This is a genomic window from Paenibacillus sp. FSL R5-0923 (assembly GCF_038009145.1).
In the GTDB taxonomy this organism is placed as follows: domain Bacteria; phylum Bacillota; class Bacilli; order Paenibacillales; family Paenibacillaceae; genus Paenibacillus_AQ.
The window spans coordinates 5,055,265-5,068,311 of sequence record NZ_JBBPAT010000001.1 but is presented as its reverse complement, the minus strand read 5'-3'; the positions used below and the strand labels follow the sequence as shown (position 1 = coordinate 5,068,311).

At 44.1% G+C, this 13,047-nt stretch carries 11 protein-coding genes and 1 pseudogene; 6 read left to right on the top strand and 6 right to left on the bottom strand.

What is annotated here, in order from left to right; translation table 11 throughout:
• Nucleotides 1-47: 47 nt before the first annotated feature.
• The gene (locus MKX35_RS22780) at nucleotides 48-941 is read left to right on the top strand and encodes a beta-1,6-N-acetylglucosaminyltransferase (protein WP_143759429.1); all 894 of its coding nucleotides are present in this window, start codon (nucleotides 48-50) and stop codon (nucleotides 939-941) included.
• A 21-nt stretch (nucleotides 942-962) separates the two neighbouring features.
• The gene (locus tag MKX35_RS22775; RefSeq protein WP_076299482.1) at nucleotides 963-1,598 is read left to right on the top strand and encodes an NAD(P)-dependent oxidoreductase; all 636 of its coding nucleotides are present in this window, start codon (nucleotides 963-965) and stop codon (nucleotides 1,596-1,598) included.
• A 74-nt stretch (nucleotides 1,599-1,672) separates the two neighbouring features.
• On the opposite strand, the gene MKX35_RS22770 is transcribed toward MKX35_RS22775, so the two are convergent.
• Nucleotides 1,673-2,428, bottom strand: coding sequence for an MBL fold metallo-hydrolase (locus MKX35_RS22770; RefSeq protein ID WP_076299481.1), 756 nt, complete (start codon nucleotides 2,426-2,428; stop codon nucleotides 1,673-1,675).
• A gap of 250 nt (nucleotides 2,429-2,678) precedes the next feature.
• Here MKX35_RS22770 and MKX35_RS22765 point away from each other — a divergent pair, with 250 nt between their 5' ends.
• From MKX35_RS22765 to MKX35_RS22755, 3 genes and pseudogenes are all read left to right on the top strand, one after another.
• Nucleotides 2,679-4,697 carry a Na+/H+ antiporter gene (locus tag MKX35_RS22765; protein ID WP_076299480.1) on the top strand — a complete coding sequence of 673 codons (2,019 nt, stop codon included), beginning with the start codon at nucleotides 2,679-2,681 and terminating at the stop codon, nucleotides 4,695-4,697.
• A 77-nt stretch (nucleotides 4,698-4,774) separates the two neighbouring features.
• Nucleotides 4,775-5,142, top strand: a pseudogene (locus tag MKX35_RS22760) (DIP1984 family protein).
• Nucleotides 5,143-5,478: 336 nt separating this feature from the next.
• Nucleotides 5,479-6,375, top strand: a complete 897-nt coding sequence (locus tag MKX35_RS22755; RefSeq protein WP_081382875.1) for a DegV family protein — start codon at nucleotides 5,479-5,481, stop codon at nucleotides 6,373-6,375.
• Between the two features lie 89 nt (nucleotides 6,376-6,464).
• On the opposite strand, the gene MKX35_RS22750 is transcribed toward MKX35_RS22755, so the two are convergent.
• The 5 genes from MKX35_RS22750 to MKX35_RS22730 form a co-directional block, all read right to left on the bottom strand.
• On the bottom strand, nucleotides 6,465-6,890 hold the full coding sequence (locus tag MKX35_RS22750) for a threonine/serine exporter family protein (RefSeq protein WP_042126727.1): 426 nt from the start codon (nucleotides 6,888-6,890) through the stop codon (nucleotides 6,465-6,467).
• A gap of 27 nt (nucleotides 6,891-6,917) precedes the next feature.
• The gene (locus MKX35_RS22745; RefSeq protein WP_042187254.1) at nucleotides 6,918-7,682 is read right to left on the bottom strand and encodes a threonine/serine exporter family protein; all 765 of its coding nucleotides are present in this window, start codon (nucleotides 7,680-7,682) and stop codon (nucleotides 6,918-6,920) included.
• Nucleotides 7,683-7,809: 127 nt separating this feature from the next.
• Entirely contained in the window at nucleotides 7,810-9,072 is a 1,263-nt protein-coding gene (locus MKX35_RS22740; RefSeq protein ID WP_076299479.1) for a DNA polymerase IV, read from the bottom strand.
• Between the two features lie 96 nt (nucleotides 9,073-9,168).
• Nucleotides 9,169-9,759 carry a YitT family protein gene (locus MKX35_RS22735; RefSeq protein ID WP_076283375.1) on the bottom strand — a complete coding sequence of 197 codons (591 nt, stop codon included), beginning with the start codon at nucleotides 9,757-9,759 and terminating at the stop codon, nucleotides 9,169-9,171.
• Between the two features lie 247 nt (nucleotides 9,760-10,006).
• Nucleotides 10,007-10,873 carry a helix-turn-helix transcriptional regulator gene (locus tag MKX35_RS22730; RefSeq protein WP_076282976.1) on the bottom strand — a complete coding sequence of 289 codons (867 nt, stop codon included), beginning with the start codon at nucleotides 10,871-10,873 and terminating at the stop codon, nucleotides 10,007-10,009.
• Between the two features lie 133 nt (nucleotides 10,874-11,006).
• Between MKX35_RS22730 and MKX35_RS22725 the strand changes: the two genes are divergently transcribed.
• Nucleotides 11,007-12,971 carry a glycoside hydrolase family 127 protein gene (locus tag MKX35_RS22725; protein WP_076282975.1) on the top strand — a complete coding sequence of 655 codons (1,965 nt, stop codon included), beginning with the start codon at nucleotides 11,007-11,009 and terminating at the stop codon, nucleotides 12,969-12,971.
• The last annotated feature ends 76 nt before the right edge of the window (nucleotides 12,972-13,047 follow it).

Here is a 13,047-nt window from a genome sequence, read left to right as displayed (position 1 = left end):
TTTATTTTATAATATTTGGAAAAAGATGGGCGGAAGGGTGAAGGTTGTTGGAATCATTCAAAATGGCGTATGTGATCCTTTGTCACAAAAATCCTGAGCAGATCAATATGCTAATCGATAGTTTAACTAATGACTCCGTCGAGTTTTTCCTACATGTCGATCAGAAGAGTGGTATTGAAGCTGATATTACTCACCGTAACGATATTCATTTTGTCAAAGAGCCTATTGATGTACGGTGGGGACATTACAGTCAGATTGAATGTGTTTTGAAGTGTTTTGCGCTGATCAAAGAACATGGGAAATTCAATTATATCCACATCATAAGTGGTCAGGATCTGCCCTTAGCTTCCAACGAAGTTATTCTTGATTTCTTTAAGAAGAATCAGGGGGACGAATTTGTAAAGTATCAGCAATTACCGAATACTTCTGAAACGTGGGGATGTTATGAGAGGGTGTCGGTTTATTATCCTAGATTCCTGATCTCAAGAACCAGGCGTATGGCTGCCATTAGGATGAGGTATATTAAAGCAGTAATGAACGTTCCATTCTTGCAAAGAAGGTTGGGTGTTCTGCCAAAATCGCTGTATAAAGGCTCTAACTGGATGTCTATCACAGGTGAATGTATGGAATACATCATGGAGTTTACTTCTACTTCTCCAGAGTATGTTAGATTTTTTAAGAACACATTATGTGGAGATGAAATCTTCTTCCATACGATTATTTTGAATAGTGCGTTTAAGAACAATGTACGGAGTGAAATTAAGAGGTATACAGACTGGGAAACAGGACCGGATTATCCAAGAACACTAACGATAGAAGATTATGACCGGATCACTCGTACGGGTACAGAATGCTTTTGGGGGAGAAAGTTTGATCTCGATATCGACAGAACCATCGTTCAGGATCTCCTTGATATAAATACTAAAGTAAAAACATCGTAAACATATACAGGAGGAAATAATATGAAAATCGCAGTTGTAGGAGCAAGTGGAAAAGCCGGAAGCCGAATCACTCAGGAAGCGCTAGATAGAGGCCATGAAGTTACAGCCATTGTACGGGATGCATCGAAAGTTGCAAATCGTAAGGCAAAGGTCATCGAAAAGGATGTATTTGCACTTACCGCTGAAGATTTGAAGGGTTTTGATGTTGTTGTGAATGCTTTCGGAGCACCATTTGGACAAGAGCATCTGCATGTGGATGCCGGAAATGTGCTTATTGAAGCATTAAAGGATGCCCCTAATACAAGATTGATTGTAGTTGGAGGTGCGGGAAGTCTATATGTAGATGAAGCTAAGACGATTAAAGTGGTAGATACCCCTGATTTCCCTGACTTTATCAAGCCAACGGCTACGAATCAAGGGAAGAACCTGGAGATTCTGCAAGGTACAGACTCGCTATCTTGGACTTTCGTTAGTCCATCCGCTAATTTTGCAATTGGGACTAGAACGGGTTCTTATGTGAAAGGCAAAGATCATCTGCTTGTGAATTCCAAAGGTGAGAGCTATGTCAGCTATGAAGATTATGCGATTGCTATTGTAGATGAAATTGAACAGCCGCAGCATATTCGTGAACGGTTTACAGTTGTTTCGGAATCATAAGTGAGTATAACGAGTAAGGACTATATATAAAAAGAAAGCAGAGCCAGATAAGGGCTCTGCTTTCTTGCATCGGTCTATTCTCTTGCTTCCGCAATTTCAGCAATCCGTTTGTTTGCGTTTCCGCGATAAATTCCGCCATGATAGCAAATGACCGTTTCAATCTCATACTCGGCGAACTTTGTCAGAGAGATTAAAGCTTGCTTCATGTCAGGCGTTGCCGAAGGAGTGGGGCCGTGCAGCTCACCGCCTTGAACGGTAAGAGCATCCGCGGCAATTAGCGTACGGCTATCATGATGGTATAGACTCAGATGTCCAGGGCTATGTCCTGGTGTATGGATAATCGTAATTCCACCGGCAAGAGGCAGTATTTCCCCATCCACTATGGTTTGATCTACTCTTCCTTTAGGGGGATGAGATAACACGGATAGGAAAGCGCGGCGCCATTCCTCTGGTACATGAGGGGGGATCATGGCTTCTGCCGCAGCTAAAGCTTCGGGGGTGTGTTTAAGGAGCATTCGTTCTCCTTCAATATAAGGCTGCTCGATTTCGTGAGCCAGAACTGTCAGTTCTAGACATTCTTCTGACAGTAAATCAGGTAAGCTCCCGATGTGATCTAGATCTTGATGTGTGATGATTACGGTGCGCAGTTGTTCCCAAGGCACATGGGTTTCTTTTAGAGCTTCTTTGAATTTTGGGAGCAGGCCCGGAAATCCAGTGTCTACGAGTACAGCAGAATTTTGATCCCAGAGCAGCGTAGGGTAAATCGTGTCACTCCCGCCCATAACCTGTGCTGTAATCTCTAACATTTCTATTCCACTAGCAATATGCATAAGATCCCTCCATGATTGATGATAAGAGCGATGCCGTTAGGCTAATGCATATAATACTTAAAATAAAATGTAATTTCAATAGAGTAATTTATTATTATAACATAAATAAATATTTTTGTCAATATATATCTGATGTATTTTTTGTGTAATTTCTAGGGGACATTATTGTTGAGAACTTCTATTTCTATATTTTTCCCTTACCCGAAGCTTTACGATATAATAACCAAATAAAAAAGGGAGTTGATGTGGTTTGGAGACTTTTCTAGTTGTACTCGTCCTACTGGGCCTTATCGCAATTTCCAACATCATAAACCGATTTATTCCCTTTGTGCCAATACCGTTAATTCAAATTGGTCTGGGTGTAATGGTTGTGTTAATGCCTTTGGGAATACATATGACATTGGAACCAGAGCTGTTTTTCGTATTGTTTATTGCACCGCTTTTGTTCAATGATGGGAAACGGACGCCAAGAAATGAATTATGGAACTTACGGGGTCCGATATTAATGCTAGCGCTGGGATTGGTTTTTGCTACGGTGCTTATTGCTGGATATTCGATCAACTGGATGATTCCAACGATCCCGCTAGCAGCTGCATTTGCTCTGGCAGCGATCTTGTCACCTACAGATGCGGTCGCGGTCAGCGCAATCGCTGGTAGAGTACATCTTCCTAAGAGTATTCACCGCATTCTAGAGGGCGAATCATTAATGAATGATGCTTCCGGGCTTGTTGCCTTTAACTTTGCCATTGCTGCAGCAGTTACGGGTATGTTTTCTTTACCGAAAGCCTCCATTAGCTTTGTAGTTATTGCTGCAGGCGGGTTGATCGTTGGGGCATTATTGGCTTTTCTTCTGATTCGGCTAAGCGTAATTATTCGCAGACTGGGGATGGAGGATATCACAGTGCATGTGCTGCTGCAAATCCTAACTCCTTTTATTATTTATTTGATCAGTGAAGAGATAGGGGTATCTGGCATTTTGGCAGTGGTTGCAGGGGGGGTTATTCATGCGGTTGAGAAGGACCGTGCCGTATCTCCGCAGTATAAGCTACAACTGGTATCCGCTAGTACATGGTCTGTTCTGCTCTATATATTGAATGGGCTGGTCTTCCTTATTCTTGGCTTATCTATTCCAGACGTTATAGAAGTGATCTACCGTGATACGACCGTGGATAATCTTATAGTTGTAGGTTATGTATTAGCCATTACTATGCTGCTGTTTGTACTACGGTTTGTATGGGTGTATGTGTTCTCTTTAGTAGGATCTCGTCTGCGAAAAATGGAGAAGTCATCTGTTAAATCACTATTAATCCTCACCATTTCAGGAGTGCGTGGAGCGGTTACCTTAGCCGGTGCGTTCTCGATTCCCTTTTTTCTTGGGGATGGATCACCATTTCCTGAGCGTGATTTAATCATCTTTATCGCCGCAGGTGTTATTCTAATGTCGCTGCTGATCGCTAGTATCTTTTTGCCAATTCTAGCAGGTAAAGAAGAGCCAGTTGCTGAATCAGGTGAGACAGGAGCCGAGCAGGCGGCCAAGTCTAAAGTTATTGCTGCCGGTTTAACCATGCTGCAAAGTATGATGACAGAAGAAAGTAAGGAATCCGCACAACCGGCTTTGAGTGAATTTAGAGAAAAGGTTTATAGTCTAAACCGTGAGGACCAATCAAATGATCCAGCACTCGAGAACTTCCGCCGACTGGGTGTTGAAGCGAGGATTGTGGGTCTGCAAGCTGAACGTAAAGAACTGAACCGATTGCTAGAGAACAATGAGATTCCCGCCTCAGTGGCTCAGAAGCTGGGAGGATTCTTGGATCATAGTGAGGTCTTTCTGGCCAGAAGTCTAAATTCACAAATTAGAATATCGATTACCGAGATCAGACGGCTGTTTGCGGGAATGTTCTCAGGTCAGAATGAAGGGGAAGCCAGCCAACAAATGCTGCAACAGGCTGAGTGTGCTAGAGAAGCGAAAATTGCCATGGCCCATGCTGCTATAGCTGCTATTAATGTCTGTAAGAACGAGAACAACCGAAATGCAGCCGAGAAGGTTGCATGCAGTTATGAGCAGTTAATTTCTCGTCTGGAGCAAGGGAAAGGCTGGACAAAGGATGGGCTTGTTGATGATCAAAAGCTTGAAATGAAGCTGAAAGCCATTCAAGAGCAGCGGGATAAGGTGCAGCAAATGTATCAGGATGGAACCATTAACCGCAAGCTAGCTGGTAAATTACGCAAGTTCGTAGATCATTTAGAGACATCGATTTGGGAGGATTAGCTGTACTGAACACCACGGCATCTCTTCACACGAGCTTTATTCGCTAGCTATCAGAAAATTTTAGGGGGAATCCAGATCTGAAACTTGCGGAAGCGTTAGTGAAGCGAAGTGATCTAACCCGTAAAATCGCGCAGCTAAAGCAGCGGCTGGAGCGAGTCGTTAAAGTTCAAGAGGGTGAGGAGCCGGCTGAACAACCTGAAGCTCTTTTGCAGGAGTTAGAAAGAGCTGTGAATGAGCAGACGATTTTGATCCGAGTGATCAATCGATCGCCGATGCGCTAGCGGAACGGGACAAAATGCTACAGCTACGCAAGCTGTTTAGCGATTTGCTTGAACAGACTTCCATTACTCAGGATCGCTTCAGTCGCTCGGAGGTTCGTTTTCAAAGAACAGTAGATGTCGCTCAGATTCAGAAGCAGATGGATGAGTTGAAGTTGGAAAACTGACAGATGCCGGGGGCAGGGATATTTTTGCTGTGGTTTAGCTTTTTCATAACATGAAGTGGCTCTATTAGGATAGGTATATTCGTCATATATAATGTGAAAAAATGTCGAATAATGTTGAATTAAATGGATTGAAATTTGCTTGAAAGGCCTGTTTTGCCTATATTAACGCTTGTTATCCTGTATAATTTACGAATACGCGGATTACTTAACCGCTGTTCAATTCTTAAGTTGATTATTCAGGGTGAGCGTGTGATTCACTGGTCAGAAATTATTGGCCCTTGTCTCCTCATTCATTCTACTATTCCTTTTTATGAGAGAGAGAAGTGACAAATGACCATGAAATCAATTGCCTGGGTAACCGACAGTACAAGTATCATAGATCCGGAGTTCGCTAAGAATAATCATGTATATATTATTCCGTTACGGATTATTATTAACAACGAATGTTATAAAGAGAATATAGATATTACGATCGATGACTTCTATGAGAAAATGCGCCAGCATGAAAAGGTAGGCAGCTCACAGCCTCCAATCGGTGAGTTTATTGAGCTATACGAACGGTTGAAGGAAGAATACGATGAAATTATTGCTGTACATCTTTCTTCAGAGCTCAGTGGCACTTACAATGCTTCGATGCAAGGCGCCGAAATAGCGGAGGCTAATGTAATTGGAATTGATGCCAAGGTTGGCGCTTATCCAATCCGAGAAATGATCATGCGCGGTATACATTGGCAGAAGAAGGGTCTTTCTGGACTAGAAATTAAAGCGAAGATTGAAAATATTATTCAGAATATGTCCTTTTACTTAATTCCTGCAAGCTTGACACAGCTTCATCGCAGTGGACGTGTTTCTGGATCACAATTTGTACTTAGCCAATTGCTGCGTATAAACTTGCTGCTTCGTTTTGACGAAGGGAAGGTCGTTGTTGTGGAGAAAATCCGTACAATGAAGAAAACGCAACAAGCGCTTTTGGAGATATTTAAACAGGATGTAGGGCTTGTTAGTGATGTATGTATCATGCATTCGAATAATTTAGAGATGGCACTCAAGCTAGAAGAGGACATAAAAGCAATGGCGCCTGACATACGAACTGAGATTATGACCTATATTCCTGCTGTGGCTGTTCATGCGGGTGAGGGTACTGTAGGGCTGTCCTGGATCAAGAACACTAGTATCAATAGTATTCATCCGGGTGCTGCGCCTTTAGTCTTCCCTGAAGCGTTATTTGCATAGAGATGAACAAAGAAATCGCTCCTTGGGAGATGGATGGGTGACCACCATTGTACCAACAGGCGATTTCTTTTTTTTGAAGAAGTATGCTGTTATTTGATTGCACGACGACGGAACATTTGTCCAATTACATCACTTAGCACGAGTCCAGCTGCAATGGCTCCAGAGAGCATTAATGCCCGAACAGCGATTTCTACAGCCAGAGTATAGTCCTCTTCCACAAATTTACGCATAGCATCGTAAGCGAGACCACCCGGAACAAGCGGGATAATACCACCTACACTAAAAATAATAACCGGCATTTTGAAGGATCGCGCAAAAAATTGGCTGACGATGCCCACTATTACACTAGCTGCAAACGTAGCTACAACAGGTCCGAACTCTACATTAAGAAGCACATACACCATCCAGCCCACCATTCCGGCAAAACCACACTGTAGTAGTGAGCGCTTAGGCGCATTAAATAGAATACAGAAGGTTGCCGCGGCGATAAAACTGGTTATAAGTTGCAAAATCATGAAGGGCTAACCTCTTTCACATGGATATTAAAATAGTGATAGTACAAGCCCGATACCTGTACCGATCGCAAATGCAGTTAGAAAGGCATCGGCTCCCTTGGATATGCCTGAGACCAGATGACCGGCCATCAGATCACGAACGGCATTAGTAATGAGTAGTCCGGGTACTAGAGGCATAACGGAGCCGATAATGATTTTGTCCATCTCTTGACCTATCCCCAGCTTTACAGAACAGAAGGCTAGAAGTCCGATCAGGAAGGAAGCAGAAAACTCTGCGAAGAATTTAGTCTGCACTAAACGATGCAGATAGATGACCGCAGCGAAGCCTAGTCCGGAAATCGGCAAGGCGGGGAGAGCATCCCACAAACTGCCTTTAAACATAACGGTGAAGCAAGCACCAGTAAGGGCGGCTGCTAAGATCTGCAGCCATACGGGATAGACAGGTGAGGCTTCATCGACTTCTCCTAATTTTGCACGAGCTTCCTCAGCTGTAATCTGACGTTCGCTTAGACGCCGAGAAATGTCATTGACCTCCGATACCTTCTGCAGATCTGTTGTTCGCTCCGCAATTCTGTATAACTTAACAGGTTCTATTCTATTTGTGGTGAACATAATAACGGTTGGCGTCACATAGCTATGTGCTCCTGGGAACCCGAGGGATCCTGCCATTCGTGTCATCGTATCTTCAACTCTGGATGTTTCTGCACCATTCTGCAGCATGATCTTGCCAGCAAGAAGACAGAGATCAACGATTTCATAATACGTAGTGTTAGTGTTGCTCGTGCTATCCAACTTCTCCGGTCCTCCTCTGGAATGTGATTATCTATGTTTACATATTTCGATTGTCGCTTCATCTACGTGAAAATAACAACCCCAATATAGCATTATAAACGATATGGTGTGTATTTTAATATAGTTTTTATTTATAGTGTCCGCCGATTTTTCCAGATCTGTCCTTAAGCTGCCCGGCATCTGTAAAAGAAGCTGCTCGCCCAATGATAGTCTCCCCATATTTATTCTTGAGGGCATCGGTCGCACGTTCGAGTTCACGATAGCGAGGGCGAGACTCAAATAGGGTTAGCTGGTACTGGCTTTCGTCAGATAGATTGGACAGGCTTAAGTGGATTCTACGCACAGGCTGACCGTCCCAGTGGAGCTTGAAGAGAGAAAGAGCTGCCTCATATACCAGCAGGGTGGCATTTGTAGGATCGCTCATTGTAGTTTGTCTTGAGAAGCCTGTGGGGTCATCAAAGCTGGCACCTTGGCAGCCGATAGACACGACTGCACCATGTACTTTCAATTTGCGGCAACGTCTACATACAAGCTCAGATAGCTCAAGAATGATGGTCTTAATATCTTGCAGCTTATAGTAATCCCTTGGCAGCGTCATTTGGTGCCCGACACTCTTGGGTGCGACTTCATAGGTGCTGGGGCTCACGGGGCTGTCATCGATGCCATTGGCTATCCGCCAATATAGCTCGGCGTCGATATCACATTTTTTGTGAAATTTCTCCCGCATGCGCCATTTCAGCTCGCTTAGCGGCATCTGTGCCAAATGTCCAATTGTCGTAATACCCATGCTTTGGAAATGGGCGGACATGCGGCGACCTACCATGAACAGCTCGCTAATGGGGAGAGGCCAGAGCACATTCGGAAGCTCCTCGTTAGCGAGGGTGAATATACCATCCGCGTTCTTCTTGGCCCACAGGTCGCAAGCCATTTTGGCGGTAACCTTGGAATATCCAATGCCGATGCGCGCACGCACACCTGTGTTTCTACGAATTAGATCCTGAATGGCGGTAGCGATCTCCCTTGGACTGCCAAATAAGCTGAGGCTACCGCTGACATCAATAAACTGTTCATCGATAGAATAGGGCTCTACCTGGTCGCTAAACTTACGTAGAATATCTGTGATTTGAGAGGAGACATCGATATATTGCTGCATATGTGGTCTGACCACGATGACTTCGGGGCATTTTGCCAGCGCTTCCTTCAACGTCTCAGCGGTAGTAATGCCATAGGATTTGGCTATAGGGCAGGCAGCCAGCACAATACCGCTCCGTCTAGCTGGGTCTCCAGCAACGATCAGCGGCTTATTGCTGTACTGCGGATTAGAGGCTTTTTCCACGGAGGCATAGAAGCTTTGGCAATCAGATAGCATAATGACACGCTCTTTATTCATAGGTTCACACGCTCCAGGTGAGGTAGAGATACCTTATATTTTTTCTCCTTATTATAATGCGAACGTATGATCGTGTATATTCTTATTTATTTCCATTTATTTCGTCTCAAGTGTGCATAGACCCGTAGCCACGCCCCCAGAGATAATCGTGAGGATGGAGTGGAAGAAGGTTTCCTTGGAAATCAGGAGTCCTCCCGCGCCGATAATCATAAAGTCGGTCAAAAAAATGATGAATCCAAGGTTCAGCGGGACATACCTTTTTATAAATTGAGCGAGCAGATCGGTGCCACCCGTACTTGCTTTAAACCGCAGCATAATCCCAAGTCCCGTTCCCATCAAAAAACCGCCAATAATGGCGCTAGAAATGGAACCAAACTCAAAATAATATAGAAAGTGATATTGGAAAGGACCGAGAAGCTCGATCAGAAATGATGAGATCAATAGGCCGAGTACACTGTTGTAAAAGATATCGCGTTCCTTTAACCAAGCGAGCAGAAAGATAGGAAAGCTGCAGAGAATTATAGCTACGCCAATTTTAGCGTCGGATAAATAATTAATAATGAGGGCTATCCCTATTATTCCCCCATCCAGGATTTTATATGGTACGAGAAAAAAATTAGTTCCCGCAGCAACGAGTAAGCTTCCTAAAAGAATGATAAGGTATCTTAATGGCCGCATATTTAACATCTCCACATTAAAGGCATGTCTATAAATATGCTTGTCACTTCCAAAAAATTGCAGTTGAACAAAAAAACCTGATTATGAATCAGGGTTAAAAAGTCTTATATTACATAGTGTGTGAGGAATAGACGGTTCCTAACGCTCAAAAGACACCAAGTAACTAAGCGTAAGCAAGTCAGAAATGAAAGTATGAATGTAACGGTATGGAGGAAGGAGCACGTGTCCAATAATCGGAGACGTGCTGCTTGTGTTTTTAACGGGAGTAACGCTTACGAAAGCGAAGCGGAGAGATTCCGATCTGCTGAGCAAATCGACGCGAGAAGTAGGCGGCACTCTCGAAGCCGGTACGTTCTGCGATTCCGGCTATAGAAAGCTCAGTCTTAAGCAGCAATAGCTTAGCCTGTTCCAAACGGTAATCCGTCAAATACTCCATCGGAGTCAGCCCATATACTCGTTTCATGCAGCGAGTAAGGTAGTTATAGTGAAAATGCAGTGCGTCCGCTAGTGAGGCATTGGAGAGAGGCTCCGCATAATGATTACGGATATAAGTCTCCGTCTGCTCTGCAATTTCCACCGCGTGACTTTCTGAAGTATCATGCTGTGCCAGATCCATCATCCGCAGCATTTCTTCAAATATCCGTTGCTGCTGCCAAACTGCGCTGGAACGCCGGCCCGTAGACAGCTGTAATAGCATCTCAGCTTGTCCACTCCGTTCAAAAGGGTCAGGGAGAGGGCCGAACTGTGGCACTCGAATGGTATACGGAGGAGTAAGAAACTGCCGAAAATGTGTTTCACGGTTGATATACACGGGTCCACCCTCAGAGCTAGACCAATCTGCAAGGGTATGAAAATGAATCCATATAAATGAAGTGGTCTCATCACATGGCTTAACGGAGTAATGATAGCGATCGGGCAGCAATAGCAGTGTATGTCCCGCCGAAACCTCCCATTGATTATGGTCCTCCCCGATAAATAGACAGCCTTGTTCTACAATAAGTAGATCAAATATTCCAATATGGCTTCTATTCGGATGCTGATCTCCGGGTTGATAAACCGTGCGATTGCATTCTAGAAAATAAGGAAATGGCGGCGCAGCGAAATGTATAAATGAAAGGCCCATTTTGTAATTATCCCTCCTTTCTAAAGTGTGAAATAGTACAAAAAAGGGGTTGCTTCTGATCGTATTTTTAATCTATTCTACCCCCTATAATTATTATTAGCGAGTATGAAATAAGGCTGAGGGGAAGATGAGGATGAACAAGATTATACAGGATCAAGAAGTTGTAAAAGATCAAACTGTTACCATTCAAGATGATTTCTGGGGCGGATACATTAGGCTGGTCCAGAACGTTGTTATCCCCTATCAATATGAGGCATTGCACGATAGAGCTCTGGGAGCTGAACCGAGTCATGCCATTGCTAATTTTGAGATTGCTGCGGGCCGGAAGACTGGCGAGTTTTACGGCTGGGTATTTCAAGATAGTGATGTGGCTAAGTGGCTGGAGGCTGTTGGTTATTCCTTAAGCATTACACGTGATCCTGAGCTAGAGCGTCAAGCGGATGAAGTGATTGACCTCGTTGGCGAGGCGCAGCAGGAAGATGGATACTTAAATACTTATTTTACGATAAAAGAACCGGGTAAACGCTGGACCAATTTGAACGATTGTCATGAGCTGTACTGTGCTGGACATTTCATAGAAGCTGCCGTTTCTTATTATGAAGCTACTGGCAAAAGAAAACTGCTCGACATCATGTGCCGAATGGTTGATCATATCGATTCTGTGTTTGGACCGGAAGAAGGCAAAATGCAGGGCTATGATGGGCATCAGGAGATTGAACTCGCGCTCGTTAAGCTGTATCGATTGACAGGTGAGGAACGATATTTGAAGCTCAGCAGCTTTTTTATTAATGAGCGAGGTCAACAGCCGAATTTCTTAAAGGAACAATGGGATAATCTGGGGAAGATCAATTTTTTCACAGGTCGGAAGGAGGATCTTGATTTAAAATATTACCAGAGTCATCTTCCAGTAAGAGAGCAGAAGGTGGCTGTAGGCCATGCTGTACGTGCGGTTTATATGTATACTGCTATGGCTGATCTTGCCGCTATTACTGGAGATGAATCACTTCGTGAAGCATGCGAGAGACTGTGGAATAACATTACGAACAAGCAAATGTACATTACAGGCGGGATCGGCTCTACACATAGAGGGGAGGCGTTCACCTTCGATTATGATCTGCCTAACGATTCGGTGTACGCAGAGACTTGTGCCTCTATTGGGTTGATCTTTTTTGCACAGCGTATGCTGAGAATATCACCGGATGCACGTTATGCCGATGTCATGGAGCGGGCGCTTTACAACAATGTACTGGGCTCGATGGCACAGGATGGCAAGCACTATTTTTATGTGAACCCACTAGAAGTATGGCCTCAGGCATGCAGTTGCAACCCGGAGAAACATCATGTGAAGTCTGAACGTCAAGGCTGGTTTGGCTGCGCCTGCTGCCCTCCGAATGTCGCGCGTCTACTTACTTCGCTCAATCAATATATTTACACGGTTCATGGCGATACACTCTATACGAATTTGTATATTGGCAGTGAGCTGAGAACAAAGCTGGGCGGAACGGATGTCGCCATTCAACAACAAAGTACCTATCCATGGAAAGGTATAGTCTCGATGAAGATCAATCCGAAAGAGGAAGCGGAGTTTGGGATTGCTTTACGGATTCCATCGTGGAGTCTAGGAATGGAAATCAGAGTCAATGGTGAAGCGCTGAACACTGCTGAGAACATCGAGCAGGGATACCTCGTTATTCGGAGAATGTGGAGAGCAGGAGACATAATCGAAGTGAATGACCCAATGGAGGCACATCGCATTTACGCTCATCCCAATTTGCGTGCAGATGCTCAAAAAGTAACGATTCAACGCGGACCGCTTGTGTATTGCCTTGAAAGTATCGATAATGGTGAGCCTTTAAGCTCTATTTCTTTAAAAGAAGACGGTGAACTTACGGCGGCTTTTGATGAGACTTTGCTTGGTGGCGCTGTTGTTGTCGAGGCAGATGGACTGCGTGTTGATCAAGAGAGCTGGAGTGGTGGACTTTACAGCAGAGAGAAAGCACCTCTTCAATCCGTTAAGGTCAAAGCTGTTCCATATTACTTGTGGGGCAATCGTGGCAGTGGTGAAATGAAGGTATGGATTCCGGAAGGTAGTATGTGAGTTATGGGACAGGCGAAGTAATTTAAGGTTTAGGATAGCTGGGATTTACGCTTTATTGTATGCTATATTTGATCGG

Excerpts from the sequence above, each read along its gene's own strand:
- MKX35_RS22730 (WP_076282976.1), bottom strand. The coding sequence starts at position 10,873 with ATGGGCCTTTCATTTATACATTTCGCTGCGCCGCCATTTCCTTATTTT.
- MKX35_RS22750 (WP_042126727.1), bottom strand. The coding sequence starts at position 6,890 with ATGATTTTGCAACTTATAACCAGTTTTATCGCCGCGGCAACCTTCTGT.
- MKX35_RS22770 (WP_076299481.1), bottom strand. The coding sequence starts at position 2,428 with ATGCATATTGCTAGTGGAATAGAAATGTTAGAGATTACAGCACAGGTT.
- MKX35_RS22755 (WP_081382875.1), top strand. The coding sequence starts at position 5,479 with ATGAAATCAATTGCCTGGGTAACCGACAGTACAAGTATCATAGATCCG.
- MKX35_RS22740 (WP_076299479.1), bottom strand. The coding sequence starts at position 9,072 with ATGAATAAAGAGCGTGTCATTATGCTATCTGATTGCCAAAGCTTCTAT.
- MKX35_RS22725 (WP_076282975.1), top strand. The coding sequence starts at position 11,007 with ATGAACAAGATTATACAGGATCAAGAAGTTGTAAAAGATCAAACTGTT.
- MKX35_RS22775 (WP_076299482.1), top strand. The coding sequence starts at position 963 with ATGAAAATCGCAGTTGTAGGAGCAAGTGGAAAAGCCGGAAGCCGAATC.
- MKX35_RS22735 (WP_076283375.1), bottom strand. The coding sequence starts at position 9,759 with ATGTTAAATATGCGGCCATTAAGATACCTTATCATTCTTTTAGGAAGC.